Below are 23,390 nucleotides of genomic sequence, written 5' to 3'. Positions count from 1 at the left end.
TGTGGATTTCTTAAGGGTTGCCGGCTCAAGCAGTTGTTACTTGAGGAAGTAGATGATGACGAACAGGGCAATCCAGACTACGTCCACGAAGTGCCAGTAGTAAGACGTCACGATCGCAGAGGTGGCTTCGAAGTGGCCGAATCGCTTTGCTGCGTAGGCGCGTCCAATGATGAACAGGAACGCGATCAGACCACCGGTGACGTGAAGGCCATGGAAGCCGGTCGTCAGGTAGAACGCCGAACCGTAGGAGTTCGAGGAAAGCGAGACTCCTTCAGTCACGAGCATTGCGTACTCGTAGGCCTGGACGGACACGAACACCGCGCCCATGACGAAGGTGAGGAGGAACCACTCGACCATGCCCCAACGGGAGACTTGGAACAGTCCTCCGGTGCGGCGCGGCTGGAGGCGTTCTGCGGCGAAGACGCCGAACTGGCAGGTAACGGAACTAAGAACGAGGATCACCGTGTTGGCAAACGCAAACGGAACGTTGAGCTTCTCCGTCTCCATGGCCCACAGATCGCTCGAGGTCGAGCGAAGCGTGAAGTACATGGCAAAAAGGGCGGCGAAAAACATCAGTTCGCTGGCCAGCCACACTACGGTTCCTACGGAAACCATGTTGGGGCGGTTCAGCGTGGGGTGAGCCGGGGTACTGGGGGCATGGGTCGCTGTTGTCACATAGACATTATGGACGTAAAACTGCCCAGTTCTCCAACAGATAAAGACGTACGGCGAGTCTAAATAGTGCCGAAACCCCGCCGATCCCAGTAACGGCGCGGAAGTGGCTCCCCAGAAACAAATCAGTATTTTCTACGATTCGTAGATAACCTTGGGGATGTGACTACGAATCCGAGCTCCGAACACACCTGGCCGCTGCTGCTCAACGCCCTGATTTCGCGGCAGGACCTGCCCGCGGACCAGACCCGCTGGGCAATGAACGCGATCATGGCGGGGGAAGCCTCGGACGCCCAGGTGGCGGGCTTCCTGGTGGCCTTGCGGGCCAAGGGGGAAACCGTGGAGGAGCTGACCGGCCTGGTGGAGGCCATGCTGGAAAATGCCCGGCCGATCGAGATACCCGGTGAGACATTGGACATCGTCGGCACCGGAGGAGACCGCCACAACACCGTCAACATTTCCACCATGGCTGCCCTCGTCTGCGCGGGGGCCGGTGCCAAGGTCGTCAAACACGGCAACCGGGCGTCGTCGTCGTCGTCGGGGTCCGCGGATGTCATCGAGGCGCTGGGCGTGCGGCTGGACCTGAGCGTGGACCGCGTCGCCGAAGCGGCGCTCACCGCGGGCATCACCTTCTGCTTTGCCCAGGTGTTCCATCCGTCCATGCGCTACGCCGCCGTGCCGCGCCGGGAAATGGGAGTCCCCACTGCGTTCAACTTCATGGGGCCGCTGACCAACCCCGCGCGACCGGCCGCTTCGGCCATCGGCGTGGCTGATGCCCGGCTGGCCCCGCTGATCGCCGGTGTCCTGGCCTCGCGCGGCGTGCGCGCATTGGTGTTCCGCGGGGAAGACGGACTCGACGAGATGACCACCACCGGCGTGTCCACCGTCTGGGAGGTCCGTGACGGGGCCGTGGAGACGTCAAAGGTGGACCCTCTGGACCTCGGGATACCCCGGGCGACGCTGGACGATCTGAGGGGCGGAGACGCCACCGTCAACGCCGCAGTGGTTCGCAGTGTCCTGGCCGGCGACAAGGGGCCGGTGCGCGATGCAGTTGTCCTCAACGCGGCGGCTGCCCTTGTGGCCCTGGACACCGACGCCGCCGGCAGCCTGACAAAACGCCTGGCCTCTGGAATCCGGCGTGCCGAGGCTGCCATCGACGGCGGCCATGCGCAGGCCGCGCTGGGGCGCTGGGTCGAAATAACGAGCTGATCAGGCCCCGGAGCAGGCAAAAAGAACGAAAAATGAGGCCGTTTCCCGCACCCGGGACGGCCTCATTTTTGTCTTCCACAGCAGGAATTTTCACCTGGCGACGCCAACCTGGCCCAGCACGGCCGGATCCAAAAAACGTTATCCAAATGTGTCCGGCACGGTGCGGATATTGGAATATTTACGGGTCGAAAACTGCCGGTTTCAGCCCGCGGAATCCGCTGGTTTCAGCTGTCGAACCCCAGGGAAAACGCGGCGTCGAGGTCGTGCTGGGAATAGGCGCGGAACGCGATCTGCGTGGTGGTTCCGATCACGCCCTCCACCTTCGACAGCCGGTTGGCAATGGCATCGGCCAAATCTTCATGGCGGCGCACCCGGGCGATCGCAATGAGGTCCCACTCGCCGGTCACCGAGTAGACCTCGCTGATGCCTTCGATCTCAGAGATCTCTTCGGCACATTCGGGGATGCGCGCTGAGTCGGTCTGGATGAGTACAAAAGCGGTGATCATGGGAAGCCCTTTCGTGGTGCTGCCGTGTGGCGGAGGCGTTATGCCCTGCCTTCGAGCCTATCTGAAGCGCCGCCCGAAGCGCTGGTGGCGCTGCTGCCGGCACCCGGGGATCGGCCGCGGAGCACCAGGGCCGCCGCAGCGCGGGGGAGCAGCAGGAAAGCACCGAGGACGCACAGGGTCACCACTGCGAAGCTCGGGGCAACGCCGCCGCCGGCCAGGGCGCGGATTCCCAGTCCGGCAACTACGGTGAGCAGCCACAGGGCCACCCCGGAAGGCCAGAGGGCAGCAGGGGAGTGCCGCCGCCCCAGGAGTGCCCAGCCGGCCAGGCAGGCGGCCAGGAAGGGGGAGGCGGTGACGAGGATGCCGGCCGGGTCCAACCCGTGCTCATGCGTGTCCCGGCCGAGGGCGGCAAACAGGACGATGAGGACGACATCGAGGGCCAGGAGCAGGTAAAGGCTGCGTCCGGCGCGGCCAGGGGTGCTGCGGAAAGTGTTGTTCACGGCTGCTGCTCTCCGGGAGCGCTGCGGCGGTGCTCCCGTACGTAGGGTTCCAATAGTTCGGTGACGCGTGCCGTGACGGCCTCCTGCGTCCTGTCGCCATCGAGCAGCTTGGTCGCGGTATGGACAATCCCGTTGATGAGTTCGGCAGTGGCGGCCGGATCCGGGGAGCCCAGCTCCTGGAGTGTGCTGACCAAGGGATCCAGCAGCTTTGAGTGCATCATGGCACTCTGCGTGTTGAGTTCCTCACTGGGCGCGACGGCCGTGAGGGCGTTTCCCACGGCGTGCTCGCCCTCGGCCACCAGGGCGATGTTCGTCAGCACGTAGGCAAGGATCCGGTCGGCCGGTTCGGGCTCGGCACGCATGGCCTCCTCGACCCGCTGAGCCCACCGCGGAAAGACGTCCAGGACCAGGGCGTGGAGCAGGTCCTGGCGTGACTTGTAATACTGATAGGCGCTTGGGCGGGCGAGGCCGGCCAGCGCGGCCACGTCGGCCATGCTGGGGGCCTCGCCCGTCTGGGCGAGCAGGGTGCGTGCCGCATCCAGAAGCGCCCGTTGCTGGGCCGCGCGGTGTGCTGCGACCGTGGGGGCGGTGATGCGGGGCACAAGCCCTCCTGTTTGCTGCGGTTACGGGTTGATGAGCCGTCCGTCGACCATCTCCACTACCCGGTGGCAATGGCGCAGGCCGTCGTGATCGTGCGTCACCATAACTGTAGCAACGCCCCGCTCCGCGGTTCCCCGCGCCGGCGGGGTGCAACTTTGCATCTGCTTCGGCTTGGCATCTGCTTCAGCGCTGCCCCGCTGATCAGCCTTCCTTGCTCTAGCCTGAACCCCGGGCGTCTGCTGTCCTTGATTGATGACCCGGCACCACCTGAGTGCGGATTGGCGCCGCGTGCGAAGCAGCCGCCTGCTTCGCTGGATGGCGGCGATCCTGGCCGTGGTGCTGGTGGTTGAGTACGTTGTCCTGCCGCAGCTGGTGGGGTCGGACAACGTCGTCGCGGCACTGCGGCGGCTTCCGCCGGTTCTTGTGCTGTTTGCACTGCTGCTTGAGGCGGCGTCTCTGGCCAGCTACAGCCTGTTGACGCGGGCGGTGCTGCTTGGGGACGACAGTCCAGGGTTTTTCACCCTGTTCCGGATCGACTTGTGTGACTTGGCAGTGAACCATACTGTTCCCGGCGGGGGCGCGACGGCGGCAGCGGTCAGGTTCCGCCTGCTGACGCGCTGCGGTGTGCAAGCGGACAACGCGCTCAGCGCCGCCACGATACAAGTGCTCGGAAGCAACTTGGTGCTGGCCGGGCTGTTTGCGGCCGGCCTGCTTTTCGGCCGGGACGGCAGCGCCGGCGGCCGGTCGCTTGCCACGGCCGGAGCGGTCGTGCTGGTTCTGCTCGCACTCGCCTTGGTGGCCCTGGCGCTGCTTGAACGGCACTTGGAGGGTGCCGTTCGGGCAGCACGGGGAATTGCGCGCACCGTCCGGCTGATCCATCCGGAGTCAGCCGAGCAGTTTGTCCGGACGATTGCAGCGGAAGTGCATATGTTCCGCGGGAATCCCCGGCGGCCGGCTGCGGCAGCGCTGCTGGCGGCGTTGCGGTACGTTCTGGATGCCGCTGCCCTCTGGGTCTTTCTGGCCGCGTTCGGGCATGTCCTGCAGCCGGGCGAGCTGCTCCTGGCGTATTCGCTGGCTAAATTGGTGGCCCTCGTGCCGCTGACGCCGGGTGGCCTCGGCCTGGTCGAGGGGGTGCTGGTGCCGATGCTCGTGGGATTTGGGGTACCGGACCATGTGGCGGTGCTGGGCGTGCTGTCCTGGCGGGTGGTGCAGTTCTGGTTGCCGATTCCGGTGGGGGGCTTGGCCTATTTTTCGCTGCGGCTGGGGATTATGCGGCAGGAAGTCCGGCATCCGGAAACGCGAACGGCGGCCCGGGAACCTCGGTTCCGGAGCCGCCGTCGTGCTGGTTAGCCGGCAGTGCTGGTTGGCCGGCGGAGGTGCTGCTTAGCCGGCCGAGATGCTGCTTGGCCGGAGGTGCTGCTTAGCCGGCCGAGATGCTCTGGCCGGCCCCGCCCCAGATGTCGTCGCCGCGCAGGGTGGCGTCGGCGCCGCCGTCGGTGTAGATGGTCTGGCCGGTGGTGTGCGTGTTTTCCTCGCTCGTCAGCCAGGCCAGCAGCCGGGCAATGACAACGGGCTCGGAGTGGCCGTTCAGCGGCATGGGCACCGAGGAGTCCACCATCTGGCGGCCTTCCGGTGTGGACAGCAGGTCCTTGGTCATGGCGGAGAGGACGGTGCCGGGAGCGACGGCGTTCAGCGGGATGCCGGCGCCTGCCCACTGCTCGGTCACGGCGGCGCGGCGCACCCAGCGGCTGAGGGCGCGCTTGGAGGACGGGTAGTTGAGGTATCCGACGCGCGGACCCTGCTCGGCCAGTGCGGCGCCGATTTCCAGGGCGCGGGCTTCATCCCCGGCCAGCAGGGCCTCCACCAGCTCGGGGGAGTTCTGCTGCAGGGAAGCCATGGAGCTGACCACGGCGGCGCGCGGAGCGTCGCTCTTGGCCAGCACCGGTGCCAGCAGCTCGAGGAATTCCGTGACGCCGAAGAAGTTCACTGCGACGGTGATGGGCGCGGGCGCGGAGATGCCTGCGCAGGCGATCACGGCATCGACGCGGCCGTCGGCCAGCTCGAGTGCCTTGTCGGCGGCTGCGCGCCGGCCCTCCGGAGTGCTCAGGTCCGCTTCGACCTCAGCGCCGCGCAGGTCAACGCCAACCACTGTGTAACCGCGTTCGCGCAGCAGCTCGGCAGTAGCGGCGCCGATTCCCGATCCTGATCCAGTAACGATATATGTACGAGTCATAGCTCCAGCTTACGCTGTAAACATGGGAGTGTGCGGATCTTTGTGAGCTGCATGACGGCGCGTCGGCGCGTCCGGGCTCTGTGGGTTTGGGGTCCGGGGCCTGGGGGTCTGGGGTCTGGGGTTTCGGGTCTGGTTGTCGGGATCTTGGAATCCCGGGACGTGCGTCACCGGGCCAGCTTGGAGACCCAGTCCGGCGGAACCAGGCCCGCGGGACCGGGGACGCTCTGGCTCGGCGGATGGGATTCCGGCGGCGCCAGGACCGGGCCTTCGAAGGCCGAACTGGTCCGGTAGTCCCAGAACCAGTCTTCGCCCGGCTCAAAGCTCCGGATTACCGGATGGCCGGTCGAGGCTTCGTGCGCCGTGGCATGCCGGTTCGGGGATGAGTCGCAGCAGCCGATGTGACCGCACTCGGCGCAGCGGCGCAAATGGAACCACCAGCTTCCCTCCGCCGTGCACTCCACGCAGCCCGGCCCCGAAGGCGGAACGGAAACGTTGATGCCTGATGAGTCGTGCATGGACTTCGCCTCTCTGCTCGCCCGGATCGCACCGGTCCTTCCACGGTAGCCAGCGGGAAGCGCCGGTAACACCCGGCGGGCGGTTAAGAAGCAGCGGTCAAGAAGCAGCGGTTATGGAAGAGCCGTTAAGAAGCAGCGGTGAGGTGGCAGCACCGGGAAGGTGCCGGGCTAGGTCCGGGTGCTCTGCCTGGCCACGAGTTCGGGCGTAAAACGCACCTGGCGGGGCGGAGCCGGAGAGTCCCCCAGCTGTTCCTGCAGGAGTGCGACGGCGGTCCGCCCGATCTCCTCGGCCGGCTGGCGGATCGAGGAGAGGGGAACCACGGTGGACTGGGCGAAATCGATGTCGTCGTAGCCGATGAGTGCCACGTCCTGCGGCACGCGCAGCCCGTTGATCAGCAGCAGGGACTGCAGCACGCCCACCGCCAGGAGGTCGTTGGCGCAGAAGATGGCCTCCGGCAGTTGATCCCTGCCCCGCTCCACCAGCTCCTGGCCGACGGCCCGTCCGGCGAGGACTGTCATGTCAGCGGCCTCCAGTACCTCAAGGGTGGCTCCCGGAACCTTGATGACGGCGCTGCGGGCGCCGGCCAATCGGTCGGCGACCTGCCGGATGCCGGGGGAGCCGCCCACGAAGGCCAGTCGCCGTCGTCCGGTCTCGAGCAGGTGCTCCGCGGCCATGGTTCCTCCGGCGGTGTCGTCCACCGAGACGGAACTGTGGACCGACGGATCGCCTTCACGGTCCACCAGGACGGCAGCAACGCCGCGGTCCCGCAGGGAGCCGAGGCGGCTGCTGATGTCTCCGGCGGGCGAGATCAGCACACCCTGGACCCGCTGCTCCTCGAACAGGGTGACGTAGCGTGCTTCGCGCGCCGGATCATTGCCGCTGTTGCCGAGGATGATGTCTGCGCCGTGGCGGGTGGCCTCGTTTTCGGCCGCACGGGCGACGGCGGCAAAAAACGGGTTGGAGGAGTCAAGCACGATCAGGCCGATGGTGCGGCTCTGGCCGGCCCGCAGCTGGCGGGCCGCGTCGTTGCGGACAAAACCCAGTGCGTTGACGGCGTCCATCACCCGTTCGAGGGTGGGCGCAGACACCCGGTCCGGATGGTTCAGGACGTTCGATACGGTTCCCACGGCCACGCCGGCACGCGCCGCCACCTCTTTTATGCTCGCTGCCATAGTGATCCCCTGATTTCGTGCCGCCTCTGTCTTGACAGCCTATCGCGGAAACCCTATGTTTGAATCGTATTAATGAAACGATTCAAAGCCTCGCGGGCCGCGCCGTTCGTTCAGCTCCCAGCGTCCGCCGCTGTTCCGCATCTTTCGGTTCAGCAGCGGCCAGGGCGTGACGGCGTCCGCAGGAATCGCTTTCCACCTTCCCGCCCAGCTTGGAGTACAGCCAATGACGTCACTGACCGACATCCTTCCCGCCCTGGAGGGCCTGGGAATCGAGGTTCCCTCATGGGCCTACGGAAATTCCGGCACCCGTTTCAAGGTTTTCGCGACCCCCGGCACGCCGCGCACCATCCGGGAGAAGATCGCCGATGCAGCCAAGGTCAACGAACTGACCGGGTTGGCCCCCGCCGTCGCCCTGCACATTCCCTGGGACAAGGTTGACGACTACGCGGAGCTGGGCGCCTACGCCAAGGAACACAACATCGCCCTGGGAACGGTGAACTCCAACACGTTCCAGGACGACGAGTACAAGTTCGGCAGCCTCACGCACAGCAACCCCGCAGTGCGGCAGAAGGCCATTGACCACATGTATGACTGCATCGACGTCATGCACCAGACCGGCTCACGGGACCTGAAGATCTGGCTCGCGGACGGCACCAACTACCCCGGGCAGGGCAACATGCGCTCGCGGCAGGACTGGCTGGGGGAATCACTGCGGAAGGTCTACGACCGCCTCGGCGACGACCAGCGTTTGGTCCTCGAGTACAAGTTCTTCGAGCCGGCTTTCTACCACACCGACGTTCCCGACTGGGGCACGTCCTACGCGCACACCCTGGCCCTGGGCGAGAAGGCCCTGGTCTGCCTCGACACCGGCCACCACGCGCCGGGCACCAACATTGAATTCATCGTGGCCCAGCTGCTGCGACTGGGCAAGCTCGGCTCGTTCGACTTCAACTCCCGCTTCTACGCTGACGATGACCTGATTGTCGGCTCGGCCGACCCGTTCCAGCTCTTCCGGATCCTCTTCGAAGTGGTCCGCGGCGGCGGCTTCGGCCCGGACAGCGGCGTCTCCCTGATGCTGGACCAGTGCCACAACCTCGAAGAGAAGATCCCCGGCCAGATCCGTTCCGTGCTCAATGTGCAGGAAATGATGGCCCGGGCCCTGCTGGTCGATTCCGACGCACTGGATGCGGCACAGACCGCCGGTGACGTGCTCGGCGCCAATGCCGTCTTCATGGACGCTTTCTACACCGATGTCCGTCCGGGCCTGGCGCAGTGGCGCGAGTCCCGCGGACTGCCTGCGGATCCGATGGCCGCCTACGCGGCCAGCGGCTACCAGGACAAGATCAACACCGAACGCCAGGGCGGCCAGCAGGCCGGATGGGGAGCCTAAGAACATGACCAACGAAACCGTCAGCGCGCTGATCGCCCGTTCGAACCGTCTCGGCGCCGACAAGCGCAACACCAACTACGCCGGCGGAAACACCTCCGCCAAGGGCACCGCCACCGACCCGGTCACCGGGGAGGACGTCGAACTGCTCTGGGTCAAGGGCTCCGGCGGAGACCTGGGCACCCTGAAGGAGTCCGGGCTGGCCGTCCTGCGGCTGGACCGCATGCGCGCCATGGTCAGCACCTACCCGGGCCTGGACCGCGAGGACGAAATGGTGGCGGCCTTCGACTACTGCCTCCACGGCAAGGGCGGCGCCGCCCCCTCCATCGACACCGCCATGCACGGCCTGGTCGACGCCGCGCACGTTGACCACCTGCATCCGGACTCCGGGATCGCCATCGCCACAGCAGCCGACGGCGAAGCGCTGACGCAGAAGATCTTCGGCTCCAAGGTGGTCTGGGTGCCCTGGCGCCGTCCGGGCTTCCAGCTCGGCCTGGACATTGCGGCCATCAAGGAAGCCAACCCGCAGGCGATCGGCACCATCCTCGGCGGCCACGGCATCACTGCCTGGGGCGTCACGTCCGAGGAAGCCGAGGCCAACTCGCTGTGGATCATCGAAACCGCTGAAGCCTTCATCGCCGGAAATGGCCGGGAGGACCCCTTCGGCGCCGTGCTGCCGGGCTACTCGCCGCTGAGCGAAGCCGAACGCCGCGCCAAGGCAGCCGCCCTGGCTCCGGTCATCCGCGGCCTGGCCTCCACCGACAAGCCGCAGGTGGGGCACTTCACCGACGACGCCGTCGTCCTGGACTTCCTGGCACGTGCCGAACACCCGCGCCTGGGTGCCCTGGGCACCTCCTGCCCGGACCACTTCCTGCGCACCAAGGTCAAGCCGCTGATCCTGGACCTGCCGGCCAACGCCTCCATCGAGGACAGCATTGCCCGGCTGAAGGAGCTGCACGAGCAGTACCGCGCCGACTACCGGGCGTACTATGACCGCCACCGCAGCGAAGACTCGCCGGCGATGCGCGGCGCCGACCCCGCCGTCGTCCTCGTTCCCGGCGTGGGCATGTTCACCTACGGTGCCAACAAGCAGACCGCTCGCGTGGCCGGCGAGTTCTACACCAATGCCATCAACGTCATGCGCGGCGCCGAAGCCATTTCCACTTACGCTCCGATCGAGGAATCCGAAAAGTTCCGGATCGAGTACTGGGCGCTGGAGGAAGCCAAGCTGGCGCGTTTGCCGAAGCCGAAGTCCCACGCCACGCGCATCGCCCTGGTGACGGGTGCTGCCTCGGGCATCGGCAAGGCCATCGCCACGCGTCTGGCTGCCGAGGGCGCCTGCGTGGTCATCGCGGACCTGAACCTGGAGAACGCCGAAGCGGTGGCCGCCGAACTGGGCGGCTCCGACGTCGCCGTCGGCGTGCAGGCGGACGTGACCGATGAAGCGCAGGTGCAGGCGGCCATCGACGCCACCGTCCTCGCCTTCGGCGGCCTGGACCTGGTGGTCAACAACGCCGGCCTGTCCATCTCCAAGCCGCTGCTGGAAACCAGCGAGAAAGACTGGGACCTGCAGCACAACGTCATGGCCAAGGGTTCCTTCTTTGTCTCCAAGGCTGCGGCCAAGGTGCTGATCGACCAGGACATGGGCGGGGACATCATCTACATCTCCTCCAAGAACTCGGTCTTCGCCGGGCCCAACAACATCGCCTACTCCGCCACCAAGGCCGACCAGGCACACCAGGTGCGCCTGCTGGCCGCCGAGCTGGGGGAGCACGGCATCAAGGTCAACGGCATCAACCCCGACGGCGTGGTCCGCGGCTCCGGCATCTTCGCCGGCGGCTGGGGCGCCAAGCGTGCTGCGGTCTACGGCGTGCCCGAGGAAGAGCTGGGCAAGTTCTACGCCCAGCGCACCCTGCTCAAGCGCGAGGTGCTTCCGGAAAACGTCGCCAACGCGGTGGCGGTGCTGACCGGCGAGGACCTCTCGCACACCACCGGCCTGCACATTCCGGTTGACGCCGGCGTGGCGGCGGCCTTCCTGCGATGAACGCGAACACGCCGGACACGCGGACTGCGGCCGGCGTGTTTGCCGCCGTCGACATTGGTGCCTCATCCGGCCGGGTCATCCTCGGCCGGATGGGGCCCGGCGGTCCCGCCCTGGAGACCGTGCACCGGTTTCCCAACGGTGTCCGGGAAATCGACGGGGCGCTGCGCTGGGACCTGCGTGGAATTTTTGACGAGGTCCTCACCGGACTCTCCCTGGCCGCCGCACGGACGGCGGAGGGCGGCGAGCGGATCGTCAGCATCGGAATCGACACCTGGGCGGTGGACTACGGACTGATCGACGCCGACGGCGCCATGGCGACCCTGCCGCACAGCTACCGCGACGGCCGGACCGCCGCCGTCGTGCCGCTGGTGCACGAAAAGCTGGCGGAAGCGGCCCTGTACGCGACGACCGGCCTGCAGCATCTTCCCTTTAACACGCTCTACCAGCTGGCCTGCGAGTCCGAGCTGGCCGGGCGGCAGGCGCTCCTGATTCCTGACCTGCTGGCCTTCTGGCTCACCGGGAAAAGACGCACTGAGGAAACCAATGCCTCCACCACCGGCCTCTTTGATGCCGTGGCGGGGGAGTGGGCCCCGGAGTTCCTCTCCGCCCTGGGACTGCCGGCAAACCTATTTCCGGAGCTGATTGCGCCGGGGCAGACGGTGGGCGTCCTGCTGCCGGCGGTGGCCGAGCGCACCGGCCTGCCCGCCGGCACTCCCGTGGTGGCGGTGGGTTCGCACGACACTGCCTCGGCAGTGGCGGCGGTGCCCGCGCTGCAGCCCGGATTCGCGTACATCTCCTCGGGAACCTGGTCACTGGCCGGGATCGAACTGGCGCAGCCGGTCCTCACTGAAGCCAGCCGCAGCGCCAACTTCACCAATGAACGCGGTGTTGATGCCACCATCCGCTATCTGCGCAACGTCGGCGGCCTGTGGCTGCTGAGCGAATCAATGCGCACCTGGGCCGAAGCCGGCGTCGATCCGGAGCTGCCTGACCTGCTGGCCGCTGCCGCCCAGCTGCCGCCCGGCGGGCCGCTGATTGACGTGGACGCCGACGAGTTCATTGCGCCAGGGCAGATGCCCGGCCGGATCCGCGCCGCGGTGACGGCCTCCGGCGGGGTGCTGCCGGAGGATCCGGCGGCGGTGACCCGCTGCATCCTGGATTCCCTGGCGGCCGCCTACGCCCGCACCCTCTCCCGGGCGGCCGAACTGTCCGGCCAGGACATCGACGTCGTGCACATTGTCGGGGGCGGCTCGCAGAACTCGCTGCTGTGCCAGCTGACGGCCGACGCCACCGGGCTGCCGGTGATTGCCGGTCCGGTGGAAGCAACAGCGCTGGGCAACGTGCTGGTGCAGGCGCGGGCCGCCGGAGCCGTGTCAGGCTCCCTGGCCGATCTGCGCCGGCTCGTCGCGGAGAGTTCGCCGACGGTTACCTATCGGCCTGCAGCCCGACCATTGCGGCGCTTTGGTTCCAGAGCCGGGTAGCGAGCGCGGCGTCGTACGCGTCCTTGTTGGCAGTGGAGATCTTGCGCTTGTAGTAGTACTTGCCGGACTGCCAGTCCTCTCCGGGCACCGAGGTGGCCAGCCACACCAGTGTCTGGGCGCCCTGGTCCGGCGAGATCAGGAACCGGTTCAGCGCGGTCCGGTACATCACGCGCATGGTGCTGGTGGATCCTGCGGCGAAGGACGACGCCACGCCGCCCGGATGGAAGGCCGCAGCTGAAATGCCCTGCCCGCGGTATCTGGCGTCCAGCTCTCGGGTGAAGAGGATGTTCGCCAGCTTGGCATTGCCGTAGGCGCGGTTCGGGCTGTACTTGCGGCGGGCTTCCAGATCGTCGACGTCGAAGTGCGCGAAGAGGCTGTTGGCCACGCTCGAGGTGTTGATGACGCTGGCGCCGGATTTCGTCAGGCGGTCCAGCAGCAGGTTGGTGAGCAGGAACGGTGCGAGGTGGTTCACCTGCAGCGTCTTCTCATGGCCGTCGACTGTCTCTTCGCGCTTGCCCATGATGCCTCCGGCGTTGTTCGCCAGGACGTCGATCCGCGGATACCGCTCGAGCAGGGTTTCAGCGAGGGCGCGGACGTCGTCGAGCCGGGCAAAATCCGCCAGCAGGTAATCGCTGTCCAGCTCTCGGGCCACCGCTGCGGTTTTTTCCGGCGACCGGCCGACGACGACGACGCGGTTGCCGAGGCTGCGCAGGCTTCGGGCCGCGGCGGCACCGATGCCGTCACTGGCGCCGGTGATGACAATGGTTCGCTCTGACACGGAGGGCCTTTCGGGCGGTGCGGGACGGGGATGGGGGACCGGAGATGGGGGACGGGGGTGGGGGACGGGGATGGGGGACGGGGAAGCGGGAGGAACCCCGGCTTCCAGTATTGCCCCGCGTGCGCGATTGGCCAACGAAAGGGATGCTCCGGATGCTGGGCGGAGAATTTCCGCCTGCCGGGGCCAATGGCCGGCGTTTCAGCGCCGCGGGCCTTGGCCGCCGTGGAAATCGGCCGGTCCCCAAGGCGGCATAATCAAGGGGTGGCGCGGAGAACAGACGTGAGGGACCGGCTTGAAGCAGCTATCGATGAATCTGCCGCATTGGCGGGATTCACGTTGGACAGTGCACAGACGGTGGTCCGGGACCGGCTCCTGGCCCTCGGCGTCGAGCTGTTTGCACCCCGAATAAGACGTTCCAAGACACGGGGCGATAGTGCCGCGCGCCTGGATGTCCAGGGCCTCTACGTCTGGGGCGAGGCAGGCCGCGGCAAGTCCTGGTTGCTGAACGCCTATTTCCGGGCCCTTCCCACCGAGGCGAAACTCCGTGTCCACTTCCATGGATTCCTGGACCAGCTTCACCGCCGGATCCATGAGCTCAGGGGAGAGCCGAACGCCGTCGAGCGTGCCGTCCGGGAGCTCACCGCCGGACTGAAGCTCCTGTACTTCGATGAGTTCCATGTGCATGACCCGGCCGACGCCACCCTGCTGACGAAACTCCTGCGTGCGCTTTTCGACGCCGGCATCGTCCTGCTGGCCAGTTCCAATTACGCACCCCGGTCGCTGCTGCCGGATCCGCAATGGCATCACATGTTCGAACCGGGCATTGACCTGATTCTGGCCAACATGGAAGTCCTGAGGCTCGAGGGAACGGAAGACTACCGGGAACGGCCACGGAAATCCGTTTCAGGATTCCGGTCCGGACACTGGATTAGCCTGAAGTCGGACCTCCGACAGGACCCCCGGCCGGGCGCCGCCGGTCTTCAATTGCCGCAAGCTTCGGAAGCTTCGGAACTTACGGTCGGCAGCAGGCAGTTTCCGGTTGCTGCCCGGCGCGGCAACGAACTGTGGATCACCTTCGACCAGCTGTGCGGGACCCCAACCTCAACGATCGAGTACCTGAAATGGTCTCGGGAGTTCGACTCCTGGGTGGTTCTGGATCTTCCATCCTTTGCCGACACCGATGCGCAGGCTCAACAGCGGCTGATCAACGTTGTTGATGTCCTCTGCGATGCCGATGTCCGGATGACCATCACCTCGCCGCTGTCGATCGACGACTTCCGCTTGACCGTGGACAGGCGGCCGGACGCCTTCCGGATGGTGAGCCGCCTGCAGCTGCTGCAAAAGCCCTGACCGCGGGGGCCGATGCGCTCCGTTCAGGAAAGGGCTCGGCCGGTTGCCTTTTATCCGGCGTGCGGTTTCGGTTTCAGGATCCTGCAGGCAGCCGCAACGGCTGCGTCGCGCCGGCGCGGGGAGCCGGAAGCCTCCTCCGGCTCGCCGGTGAACAATGACTGGGGTGACTGCGCCCAGGCTGTCGCGAGCGACAGGAGCAGGACGACCAGGTCATCCGGATCCCAGCCCGGGTCGATGATTCCCTGCTCCTGGGCACTGACGATGTCCTCAGTGGTCGGTCCGGGACGGCCGCAGGGGGTTTGGGGAGCCAGCCCGGGTTCGTTTTCCAATCGCGCCCAGTCAAGCATGCGCAGGTGGTCGGGGTTCTCCGTCGCGTGGTCAAACATGGCGCTGACAAAGCCGGGCAGGTCGTGGGCGTCACGGGGAATCCGTTCCGTCGTCTCCTGCATGTTGACCTCCAGCACCGCGGTGAAGAGTGAGCGCTTGTCACCGAAATAGGCGTAGAGGCGCTCCTTGCTCGCCCGGGCCTCAGCGGCAATCCGGTCCACGCGGGCACCGGCCAATCCGTAGCGGGCAAACTCTGTTCGTGCTGCCGCAAGGATTCGGGCCCGGGTAGCTTCGCCGTCGGTTCTCATACCTGTAGTCTAGCTAAGCCAACCAACTAGTTCGTTTGATTGAGGATTTCCCCTACATGGACCGCACGACCACCGCCGGACTGCCTCCGGCCGTTGACCACTCCGCCCATCCGCACCGATGGATGCTTCTTGCCGTCCTGGCGCTGGCCCAGTTGATGGTGGTCCTGGACGGGACCATCGTCAACATCGCCCTGCCGGATGCCCAGCGCGAGCTTGGCATGTCCGACGGTGACCGCACCTGGGTGGTCACCATTTACGCCCTGGCCTTCGGTTCGCTTCTGCTGCTTGGTGGCCGCATCGCCGACTACTGGGGCCGCAAGCGCACCTTCATGGTGGGCATGCTCGGCTTTGCCGTCGCCTCCGCGTTGGGTGGCTTTGCTGAAAGCACCGAAGTCCTCCTGGCCGCCCGCGGCCTGCAGGGCGCCTTCGCTGCGCTTCTGGCTCCGGCCTCCCTGGCCATCCTCACCATCACCTTCCCCTCGGGCAAGGACCGCATCAAGGCGTTTGCCGTCTACGGTGCGATCGGCGGCGGTGGCGCCGCAATCGGCCTGCTGCTCGGCGGCGTCCTGACGCAGTACGCGTCCTGGAACTGGTGCCTGCTCGTGAACGTGCCGATCGCCGTCGTCGCCATTGCCGCCGGCCTGCCGCTGATCCGCGAGAGCAAGGCCCACGGCAATACGCGCTACGACCTGCCCGGTGCCATTCTCGTGGTCGCCGGCCTGGCTTCGCTTGTGTACGGATTCGCCCAGGCTGAAGAAGGCTGGGCCCGCCTGGAGACCATCGGTTTCCTCGTCGCCGGCGTCGTCATCCTCGCCCTCTTTGTGTTCGTGGAATCCAAGGTGGCCAATCCGCTGCTGCCCCTGCGCGTCCTCACCAACCGGGTCCGCGGCGGAGCGTTCCTGGTCTCGACCCTGACCGGCGCCGCGCTGCTGGGCGGCATCCTGTTCCTGGTCTTCTACTTCCAGATTGTCCTGGGCTACTCGCCGCTGAAGTCCGGCCTGGCATCGCTGCCCATGACGCTGGCCATCACGGCCGGCGCCGGCGTGCTGTCCAAGTTCCTGCCCCGCACCGGCGTTCGCCTGCCCATGACGCTGGGTCCGGTGGTCGGCGCCGTCGGCCTCTTCTGGCTGTCCTTCATTACGGTTGAAGGCAACTACGCCCTGGAGGTCCTGCCGGGACTGGTTCTCCTGGGCTTCGGACTCGCGATGATCTTTGTTCCGCTGCAGAACGTTGCGCTGGCGGGCATTGACGAGCACGACGCCGGCGTTGCCAGTGCCGCTGTCTCCGCCACTCAGCAGATCGGCGGTTCCATTGGTACCGCGCTCTTCACTGCGATCTACACCGCTGCTGTTTCGGACTACCTCAGCAACAGCGCCGAACGCCTGCCCGTCACACAGCTGGAAGCCCTGGTCAGCGGCTACTCGTCGGCCTTCATCTGGGCCGGTGCAGCCATCCTTCTGGCCGCTCCGATCAGCTACTTCATGATCCGGCTGTCCAAGAAGGACCTCATGGACGTTCCGGCCGTTCCGCACGTCGGCTAGTCCTGCAACAACTCATGTCCCGGCGTTTGGTCGCGGGCGTGGACCGGCTTCCGCTTTTGCGGGGGAGCCGGTCCACTGCTGGTTAAGTCGCGGGTTGGGGTGGGTTGGCGCGCCGGGCGGCTCGGCTGGCGTCGTCGGCTGTGCCCGTCGTCGGAGGTCGGCCGGCCGTTGTGGGAGGTCAGCCCGGTGCCTGGGCCAGCCAATCGTCGTTGTGGGCCAGCCAGGCGCGTGGGCCAGCCCCCGTCGTCGTCGGCCGTCCCCCGTCGTGGGCCGTCCCCCGTCGCGGGCCAGCCTCCGTCGTCGTCGGCCGTGCCCGCCGCTTAGTCGAGGTGGAAAACCTCGGGGATGGCGACCATTGCCTCATCGGGACGCCGGCCGTCCAGGGGTGCAAACAGGTCTCCCATGGAGGCCTGCCAAGTTGCGTTGATCTCGCGCTTGTCCATGGCGGCTTGGGCGGCGGCAAAGTCCTCGGTTTCCAAGTAGCCGATCAGCATGCCGTCCGGCTTCAGGAAGAGGCTGTAGTTGTGCCAGCCGGTTTCCCGCAGTGCCTGTTGCATCTCGGGCCAGACCTCGGAGTGCCGCTTCCGGTACTCGTCCATGCATTCGGGACGGACCTGAAGTGTAAAGCAAACCCGCTGCATGGGAACCTCCAAAATCATGACGGACGCTGTTTTAGCTTCCGCCGGGGGTGTGGTAATGCGTGTCGAGTCTAACATTGAATCGTTTTTATGAAACGTTCCAAAGACTTCGCCCGGGTCGGAAATACCGGGGGACCGCAAAGATCAGGCGACACAACGGCGTGCGTATAGGCAGCAAGGAAACCAAAGGTTGGAAGGCCACCATTCTCGGTGGCGATGTCCAACTACATCGAAGCGGGATCGATCATTGCGATGCTTCGAGCCTGTCCCTTTGGCAGGAATACCTCGGCATCGACAACTACCTTTGCCCGGAGGCCTTTGTGGTCTCGGAACCCGGCCGTCAGGTCGGGTTCCACTTTCGTTGAGGAGAGTGGCACTTCGGCTTCATCGTGACGTCTGAAGTCGCCTCTCGGCCACGCCGCCACGGTGCTTGACTGCCGGAGCACTCTGCCCGCGGGCACGGGACCTGCCGTTCGCCCTATCCCGCCCTACCGCTGCCCACGAACGGTCGGCTTCCAGATCGATAGACGTGCGCCCCTGTGCAATTTATGCACGAGGCGGCGCTGGCAGTTGACTGGCTGGTGCGGACCAGATCCGCTGGCTAGGTAGTCCGTCGAAAAAGCTGGCTAGGTAGTCCGTCGAAAAAGACGGGTATTTGTGGGCCCCCAAATCGGTCTGTTTGGGGTTGTTTTGGGCCTTTTCCGAGACGGAAATGTCAGTGCCGGGTGAAAGGCTTTAGTCATGGATCAGAACGGATCTTCGACCGGGACTCCCGGCACCGGCGATGAGGCTGCAGCTTGCAGCCGGTTCGTCTTTGTCGCCGAGCCTGGGGTGGCCGGAGGTGAGCCGGGTGATGGGTTTACCGGATCCCTGGTCCTGCAGGGGGTGGAGTCGTTGACTGAGGAGCAAACCGGGACGGTGTTGGCCCGGCTCAATCATTTGTCGCGGTGGGTGCAGGCGCAGCAGGCTCGGGTCCTGTCCCGGCTGCAGACCGTCTACGAGGACGAGACCCTATCCGTTACCGGGTTGCGGGACGCGGAGATGGCGTTCAGTCTCGCCGCGGAGGAAGCCGCGACCATTCTGGGAGTGCCCACCGGTACGGGAAGGCGTTGATGAGTCAGGCCGGTGATCTCTGCACCAGGAACACGGCCACACTGCAGGCGTTGGAGTCCGGGCACATCAGTTACGGGCACGCGGAGACCTTGGTGGAGCAGTGTGCGGGCGTGGTACCGGCGGAGCTGCCCGGGTTCGAAGCCGAGCTGCTGGGGATGGCTGCGGGCCAGACCAGAACCCAGTTCCGGGTGAAGGCGCAGCGGCTGCGGGAGCAGTACTATCCGGAAACCATCGTTCAGCGGCAGTTGACGGCGTTTGAGCAGCGGACGGTGTGGGTGCGTCCGGAGCCGGACGGGATGTCCTGGCTCTCTGCGTTACTGCCGGCCGAGAAAGCCCAAGCGATTTTTACTCAGCTTAGTGTTGCGGCCCGGGGTGAGCAGGCCGCCGGGGATCCCCGGTCGGTGGATCAGTTGCGCACGGACATTCTCACGGACTTACTCGGCGGCCACGACCATGAATGCGGGAACGACTGCAACAGTGGTGGCGGCCGTGGCAAAGGCAGCAAAGGCGGCCGTGGCCGGAAGGGCGGAGACAGCGGCGGCACTGGCGCAGGCGCGGGAGCAAAGAGGGGCAAGGGCCGTCGCAAGGGTTCCGGCTCCGGCAACAAGGCCAGCAGCCAAGGTGAGGGTTCCGGCTCTGACACCGGATCCGATACCGATACCGGGGCCGGATCCGGGAAGGGGTCCGGGTCCTGCCGTATTGGCCATGGTCCCCGGGCTCGGACGGAGATTCTGGTGCTGATCAACGCCGAAACCCTCTTCGGAGCCGATGACCAGCCGGCGGAACTGAACGGATACGGACCGATCAGTCCCGTAACGGCCCGGGGGATGGCTCGGGAAGCGGCGAAATGGACACCGGTGGAACGCGACCCGGACACCGAAGAGATCCTGCGGGTCGGAAAACGACGGAAGGTCCCCGACGGATTGAAGCGGGTTCTGCGGGTGCGGGACGGAACGTGCCGCTTCCCGGGGTGCCGGACCAATGCGGTGATTTCCGAGATCGACCACACCAAACCGTGGGCGCAGGGCGGGCCGACGGATCATGACAATCTGGAGCATTTGTGCCGGCGGCATCACATGTTCAAAACCGAAGGGTTCTGGAAAGCCCGGCAACCCAGCCCCGGGGTGATTGAGTGGACCTCACCCGGTGGCCGAAGGTACCGGACCGAACCGGACCTCACCCTGGCATCGACAACTACAGGCGACGACAGCTTGCGGCCTCAGGACGAGCAGATCAACAGTACGGTGAATCCGGACGACAAAGCTCCGTCCATCCCAGACGATCCGGATGACTACGGAGACAACCCGCCACCCTTCTAGCTGTAAGTCTCGCCGCCCCGCCGCCGTTGCGATCGGTGGAATCTCCTGCCCGCCTCAGGCAGCCCGCCTCAGTCAGCCAGCCGGCTCAGCGGAACCCGCCATCGGTGCTCAGCACCTGTCCGATCATCCAGCGGCCCTCGTCGCTGACGAGCCAGGCGATCAGGCGGGCAGGATCATCGGGCTCTCCGAATCGGCCGCCCGGAAAGCGGGAAAGCACCTCTTGTAGAACTTCAGGCGGACGGTCGGCAGTATCAATGTCCAGATAGCCGGTATTCACCGGACCCGGGTTCACGGTATTCAGGATGATGCCGCGGCGGACAAGATCCGCTGCCACTGACGGCGTGATCCCGGCAAGGGCGGCCTTCGACGTGGCATAGGCAATTTCGTTTTCCATCACCCCGCCGTTGACCTGCCCGGAGGTCATCCAGATGACTCGGCCGCCGATCCGTCCGTCGTGCTGCTCGGCGAAAGCGCGCGTGGCCAGGAGCGTTGAGCGGGCATTGACCTGCCAATGGCCATCCAGCTTCTCCGCGGTCATTTCCTCCAGCGGTCCATCGCTGCCGCTGCGGGCATGGTTGCAGATCAGAATGTCCAGATGCCCCAGCTCGGACACAGCCTTTTCGATCAGCTGCCCGGCGCCGTCGGCCTCCGCCAAATCGATGCTCTCGTGAGCCAGCCGCGCACCGTCCGTCAGCTGGGACCGCAGGGCGCCGACGACGTCGGCAATCGGGTCGGCACCCCAGGGCTGCTCAACATCGTGCGGGGAATAGTGTGCCAGGAACAGGTTTGCACCCATCTGTGCCAGTCGGGAGGCGACGGCAAAGCCGATGCCCTGCCGGCGGCTAACGCCCGTGATGACGGCGGTCCGTCCGGCCAACGGAAACGCGATGTTCATGAGATCCTCAGGGCTGGAACGGAACGGAAAAGTGAAAACGGCGGACCTGCATAGCCGGCGGTTTCTAGAGTTTGACGCACACCGCATCCAGCCATGCTTCAGCGATGGCCGCATGGCCCTGTGCCGTGGGATGGACGCCGTCGTCGGCCAGGGATTCGGGTGCGGCACCCGCTGCAACAAGCGAGTTCAGGACCTCGTCCGTCCGGACGAGGACGGCCCCGAACTCCTTGGCCAGACGCCGGACGGCCGCGATCTTGGGATCCAGATCCTGCCGCCAGGTCTGCTGCTCAGCAGTCACCGGCAGCAGGAACGGCTCCATGAGGACGACGACGGCGTCAGGCGCCAGCCGCTCCAGCAAAGCCCGGTACCTGGCCAGGAAAGTCGCCTCATCTGTCTTCTGGCCGGCATCGTAGCGGCGCCAGGTGTCGTTAATGCCGATCATGACCGACACCACCTGCGGAGTTTCAGCCAGTACCTCGGCATCCCAGCGCCGGGCGAGATCCTCGATGCGGTCTCCTCCGACACCCCGGTTGACGACGGCGGCTCCGGCCAGGGAGGCACTCTCGGCCAGCAGGCGGACATAGCCGTCACCCAGTCCTCCGCCGACACCAGCCAGCCGGTCGCAGTCGGTGACGCTGTCGCCTGCGAACACGATGCGGTGCCCGTCAAATAGCCGTGCTGCGTCTGCCATGGGTTCTCCTAGAGGTAGTGGATGTAATGCAGATCACTTACCTTAGTCGGCAAATCGGCGAGGGCCGACCTGCCCTGCCGCGAGAGTTCACGTACGGGGCGGAGCATCACCGGGGGAAGCGGAAACGGGTGACGTCCGAAAACCGCCGGTTATGTTGGCCCGGGGATGCTGTACTGGAGCTGTGATCACCGACTTGAGGCCGAAGCGTTCCGGACCAGACTCGTTCGGCGGACCAGCATGCACCCCGGGCGATCCGCTCTTCGCCCAGCGTTACCGCGCCATCGATGCGCGCGATACCCGCTTCGACGGCCAGTTCTTCACCGCCGTGTCCTCCACGGGCATCTATTGCAGGCCCTCGTGCCCGGCGCGCACTCCGAAACCGAAAAACGTCACGTTCTATCTGACCTCCGCGGCGGCGCACGGGGCCGGGTTCCGGGCCTGCAAGCGGTGCCTGCCGGACGCGGCTCCGGGTTCTCCGGAGTGGAACCTCCGACGCGACGCGGCCGGCAGGGCCATGCGTCTGATAACAGACGGCGTCGTGGACCGGGAAGGTGTTCCCGGTTTGGCTGCACGCCTTGGCTGCACACCCCGGCACATCCACCGGCTGTTGGTGGCGGAGCTTGGTGCCGGACCGCTGGCGCTGGCCCGTGCAGGGCGGGCCCAAACAGCCCGATCGCTGCTGGTGGACAGCGAACTGCCGATGTCACAGGTGGCGTTCGCAGCGGGCTTCGGTTCGGTGCGGCAGTTTAATGAGACCGTGCAGAACGTGTTTGCTGCACGGCCGGGTGAGCTGCGCACCCGGTTCCGCCGTTCCCGCAGAACGGCGCCGGGCACCCGGCAGGCGCCGGGCACCCAGCAGGCGCCGGGCACCCGGCCGGAGCCGGACGCCGGCCCTCGTGAACGTGTGCACCTCGACCTGGATCTGCCGGTGCGCCAGCCGTTTGACGCGCCGGGGATTTTCCGGTTCCTTGCGGTGCGCGCGGTTCAGGGGGTGGAGACGGCCGACCTCACGGACCCCAGGCAGTTGCGGTATGCCCGGACACTCGCGCTTCCGCAGGGCCCCGGAGCCATTGACCTCATCGCAATAAAGACATCCGCTGCCGGCTGGAGGCTGCGGGTGCGCCTGGAGCTCACATCGCCCGCCGACGTCGTACCCGCGGTGGCCCGGGTGCGCCGTTTGCTGGACCTCGACGCAGACCCGGCCGCCGTCGACGCCGCACTGGCGGGGGACCCCGCGCTTGCCGCGCTGGTTGCCAGCACCCCGGGCATCAGAGTCCCCGGGGCTGTGGATCCGCAGGAGCTCGTCGTGCGGGCGCTCGTCGGCCAGCAAATCTCGGTGGCCGCCGCCCGCACCCACCTCAGCCGGCTTGCGGCATTGGCCGGGTCGCCCTACAGCTCTGCGATTCCGGACCTGATCCGGCTGTTCCCCGCGCCGGCGGAAATTGCGGCAGCGGTGCCCGAGCCTGTTCCCGGAGCGGACCTTGACCCGGACCGTCCGCTGCGGCTTCCCGGGCGGGCCGTTCGCGCCGTCCTCGCAGCGGCGAGTGCCCTGGCCGCCGGAGAGCTGGACGTGCAGGTGGGGGCCGATCCGGAAGTTCTGCGTGCCCAACTGGTGTCCCGTCCGGGAATCGGCCCCTGGACTGCCGCCTACATCGCCATGCGGGTACTCGGAGATCCCGACGCGTGGCTGGTGGGGGACGTTGCTCTCATCGCCGGTGCGAAAGCCACCGGCCTGCTCGATGCGGGCGGATCGAAGGCAGCGGCCCACCGCGCGCTGGCCGCCCGTGCCGCGGACTGGGCTCCGTGGCGTTCCTATGCGGCGATGCACCTGTGGCAGGCAGCCGCTGGCAGGGCCAGCCGGTCGCCGGGGGAGGCGCCGTGAGTGGAGAGCGCCGAGGCAGCTGCGGCGACAGCCTGTTCGAATTCGCCGAAGGTGAGGCGGGTGCCGCCGTCCACTACGGGGGTGCGGTCCGGAAAACGATGTGCGGTGCGCCGCGGCAGGTCATCGAGGGAGGCTGCGGGACTCGCGGGCTGGCGGCGATGGAAATGGAAAAGCTGACACTGGACCCCCGGAGTTGAATGCTTCCCGCTGCGCACACCCGGTGCGGCT

Annotated in this window: 23 protein-coding genes; 10 read left to right on the top strand and 13 right to left on the bottom strand. The window is 66.5% G+C overall.

The annotated features are described in order from the left end of the window. Positions 1 to 36: 36 nt before the first annotated feature. Positions 37 to 675, bottom strand: a complete 639-nt coding sequence (ctaE, locus tag QNO08_RS10225; RefSeq protein WP_229965621.1) for an aa3-type cytochrome oxidase subunit III — start codon at positions 673 to 675, stop codon at positions 37 to 39. Positions 676 to 834: 159 nt separating this feature from the next. Between ctaE and trpD the strand changes: the two genes are divergently transcribed. Then, positions 835 to 1,881, top strand: coding sequence for an anthranilate phosphoribosyltransferase (trpD, locus tag QNO08_RS10220; protein ID WP_229965622.1), 1,047 nt, complete (start codon positions 835 to 837; stop codon positions 1,879 to 1,881). Between the two features lie 224 nt (positions 1,882 to 2,105). Here trpD and QNO08_RS10215 read toward each other — a convergent pair whose 3' ends face one another. The 3 genes from QNO08_RS10215 to QNO08_RS10205 are packed head-to-tail and all read right to left on the bottom strand — an operon-like array spanning position 2,106 to position 3,489. Continuing rightward, complete coding sequence (locus QNO08_RS10215; protein ID WP_229965623.1) at positions 2,106 to 2,387, bottom strand: Lrp/AsnC family transcriptional regulator; 282 nt, start codon at positions 2,385 to 2,387, stop codon at positions 2,106 to 2,108. A 38-nt stretch (positions 2,388 to 2,425) separates the two neighbouring features. After that, positions 2,426 to 2,887 (bottom strand): DUF3054 domain-containing protein, encoded by a 462-nt coding sequence (locus QNO08_RS10210; RefSeq protein WP_229965624.1) that lies wholly within the window; start codon positions 2,885 to 2,887, stop codon positions 2,426 to 2,428. After that, positions 2,884 to 3,489, bottom strand: coding sequence for a TetR/AcrR family transcriptional regulator (locus QNO08_RS10205; RefSeq protein WP_229965625.1), 606 nt, complete (start codon positions 3,487 to 3,489; stop codon positions 2,884 to 2,886). The genes QNO08_RS10210 and QNO08_RS10205 overlap by 4 nt, the downstream gene beginning before the upstream one ends. A gap of 286 nt (positions 3,490 to 3,775) precedes the next feature. Here QNO08_RS10205 and QNO08_RS10200 point away from each other — a divergent pair, with 286 nt between their 5' ends. Next, on the top strand, positions 3,776 to 4,837 hold the full coding sequence (locus QNO08_RS10200) for a lysylphosphatidylglycerol synthase transmembrane domain-containing protein (protein ID WP_284155586.1): 1,062 nt from the start codon (positions 3,776 to 3,778) through the stop codon (positions 4,835 to 4,837). Between the two features lie 70 nt (positions 4,838 to 4,907). On the opposite strand, the gene QNO08_RS10195 is transcribed toward QNO08_RS10200, so the two are convergent. From QNO08_RS10195 to QNO08_RS10185, 3 genes are all read right to left on the bottom strand, one after another. Beyond that, complete coding sequence (locus QNO08_RS10195) at positions 4,908 to 5,720, bottom strand: SDR family oxidoreductase (protein ID WP_229965627.1); 813 nt, start codon at positions 5,718 to 5,720, stop codon at positions 4,908 to 4,910. A gap of 164 nt (positions 5,721 to 5,884) precedes the next feature. Continuing rightward, complete coding sequence (locus QNO08_RS10190) at positions 5,885 to 6,235, bottom strand: UBP-type zinc finger domain-containing protein (protein ID WP_229965628.1); 351 nt, start codon at positions 6,233 to 6,235, stop codon at positions 5,885 to 5,887. A 168-nt stretch (positions 6,236 to 6,403) separates the two neighbouring features. Next, positions 6,404 to 7,414, bottom strand: a complete 1,011-nt coding sequence (locus QNO08_RS10185) for a LacI family DNA-binding transcriptional regulator (RefSeq protein WP_229965789.1) — start codon at positions 7,412 to 7,414, stop codon at positions 6,404 to 6,406. A 217-nt stretch (positions 7,415 to 7,631) separates the two neighbouring features. Here QNO08_RS10185 and rhaI point away from each other — a divergent pair, with 217 nt between their 5' ends. From rhaI to QNO08_RS10170, 3 genes are read left to right on the top strand one after another with little or no spacing between them, the layout of a single operon-like run. Continuing rightward, complete coding sequence (gene rhaI, locus QNO08_RS10180) at positions 7,632 to 8,798, top strand: L-rhamnose isomerase (RefSeq protein ID WP_229965629.1); 1,167 nt, start codon at positions 7,632 to 7,634, stop codon at positions 8,796 to 8,798. A gap of 4 nt (positions 8,799 to 8,802) precedes the next feature. Then, entirely contained in the window at positions 8,803 to 10,839 is a 2,037-nt protein-coding gene (locus QNO08_RS10175) for a bifunctional aldolase/short-chain dehydrogenase (protein ID WP_229965630.1), read from the top strand. After that, positions 10,836 to 12,320: a rhamnulokinase gene (locus tag QNO08_RS10170; protein ID WP_229965631.1), complete on the top strand. Its 1,485-nt coding sequence runs from the start codon at positions 10,836 to 10,838 to the stop codon at positions 12,318 to 12,320. Before QNO08_RS10175 ends, QNO08_RS10170 begins: the two co-directional genes overlap by 4 nt. On the opposite strand, the gene QNO08_RS10165 is transcribed toward QNO08_RS10170, so the two are convergent. Continuing rightward, entirely contained in the window at positions 12,265 to 13,098 is an 834-nt protein-coding gene (locus tag QNO08_RS10165; protein WP_229965632.1) for an SDR family NAD(P)-dependent oxidoreductase, read from the bottom strand. The genes QNO08_RS10170 and QNO08_RS10165 overlap by 56 nt on opposite strands. Before the next feature lie 222 nt (positions 13,099 to 13,320). Here QNO08_RS10165 and zapE point away from each other — a divergent pair, with 222 nt between their 5' ends. Continuing rightward, positions 13,321 to 14,448 carry a cell division protein ZapE gene (gene zapE / locus QNO08_RS10160; protein ID WP_349774912.1) on the top strand — a complete coding sequence of 376 codons (1,128 nt, stop codon included), beginning with the start codon at positions 13,321 to 13,323 and terminating at the stop codon, positions 14,446 to 14,448. A gap of 50 nt (positions 14,449 to 14,498) precedes the next feature. Here zapE and QNO08_RS10155 read toward each other — a convergent pair whose 3' ends face one another. Beyond that, entirely contained in the window at positions 14,499 to 15,083 is a 585-nt protein-coding gene (locus QNO08_RS10155; protein ID WP_229965634.1) for a TetR/AcrR family transcriptional regulator, read from the bottom strand. A gap of 56 nt (positions 15,084 to 15,139) precedes the next feature. Here QNO08_RS10155 and QNO08_RS10150 point away from each other — a divergent pair, with 56 nt between their 5' ends. Next, positions 15,140 to 16,624: an MFS transporter gene (locus QNO08_RS10150; protein ID WP_229965635.1), complete on the top strand. Its 1,485-nt coding sequence runs from the start codon at positions 15,140 to 15,142 to the stop codon at positions 16,622 to 16,624. Positions 16,625 to 16,944: 320 nt separating this feature from the next. Here QNO08_RS10150 and QNO08_RS10145 read toward each other — a convergent pair whose 3' ends face one another. Continuing rightward, complete coding sequence (locus QNO08_RS10145; protein WP_229965790.1) at positions 16,945 to 17,265, bottom strand: L-rhamnose mutarotase; 321 nt, start codon at positions 17,263 to 17,265, stop codon at positions 16,945 to 16,947. 738 nt (positions 17,266 to 18,003) lie between these two features. On the opposite strand from QNO08_RS10145, the gene QNO08_RS10140 reads away from it, so the two are divergent. Continuing rightward, positions 18,004 to 18,375 carry a hypothetical protein gene (locus QNO08_RS10140; protein ID WP_229965636.1) on the top strand — a complete coding sequence of 124 codons (372 nt, stop codon included), beginning with the start codon at positions 18,004 to 18,006 and terminating at the stop codon, positions 18,373 to 18,375. After that, positions 18,375 to 19,694 carry an HNH endonuclease signature motif containing protein gene (locus QNO08_RS10135; RefSeq protein WP_229965637.1) on the top strand — a complete coding sequence of 440 codons (1,320 nt, stop codon included), beginning with the start codon at positions 18,375 to 18,377 and terminating at the stop codon, positions 19,692 to 19,694. Before QNO08_RS10140 ends, QNO08_RS10135 begins: the two co-directional genes overlap by 1 nt. A gap of 85 nt (positions 19,695 to 19,779) precedes the next feature. Here QNO08_RS10135 and QNO08_RS10130 read toward each other — a convergent pair whose 3' ends face one another. Continuing rightward, entirely contained in the window at positions 19,780 to 20,589 is an 810-nt protein-coding gene (locus QNO08_RS10130; RefSeq protein WP_229965638.1) for an SDR family oxidoreductase, read from the bottom strand. A gap of 64 nt (positions 20,590 to 20,653) precedes the next feature. Further along, positions 20,654 to 21,280 (bottom strand): SGNH/GDSL hydrolase family protein, encoded by a 627-nt coding sequence (locus tag QNO08_RS10125; RefSeq protein ID WP_229965639.1) that lies wholly within the window; start codon positions 21,278 to 21,280, stop codon positions 20,654 to 20,656. Positions 21,281 to 21,473: 193 nt separating this feature from the next. On the opposite strand from QNO08_RS10125, the gene QNO08_RS10120 reads away from it, so the two are divergent. Beyond that, positions 21,474 to 23,162 (top strand): AlkA N-terminal domain-containing protein, encoded by a 1,689-nt coding sequence (locus tag QNO08_RS10120; protein WP_231712688.1) that lies wholly within the window; start codon positions 21,474 to 21,476, stop codon positions 23,160 to 23,162. On the opposite strand, the gene QNO08_RS17535 is transcribed toward QNO08_RS10120, so the two are convergent. Continuing rightward, the gene (locus tag QNO08_RS17535) at positions 23,093 to 23,377 is read right to left on the bottom strand and encodes an AMP-binding protein (protein WP_502866861.1); all 285 of its coding nucleotides are present in this window, start codon (positions 23,375 to 23,377) and stop codon (positions 23,093 to 23,095) included. The two genes, QNO08_RS10120 and QNO08_RS17535, sit on opposite strands and share 70 nt — an antisense overlap. Between the last annotated feature and the right edge of the window lie 13 nt (positions 23,378 to 23,390).

Source organism: Arthrobacter sp. zg-Y820, assembly GCF_030142155.1.
GTDB lineage: Bacteria > Actinomycetota > Actinomycetes > Actinomycetales > Micrococcaceae > Arthrobacter_B.
Note: the sequence above shows the minus strand (reverse complement) of the source record. Positions and strands in the feature narration are given on the sequence as shown.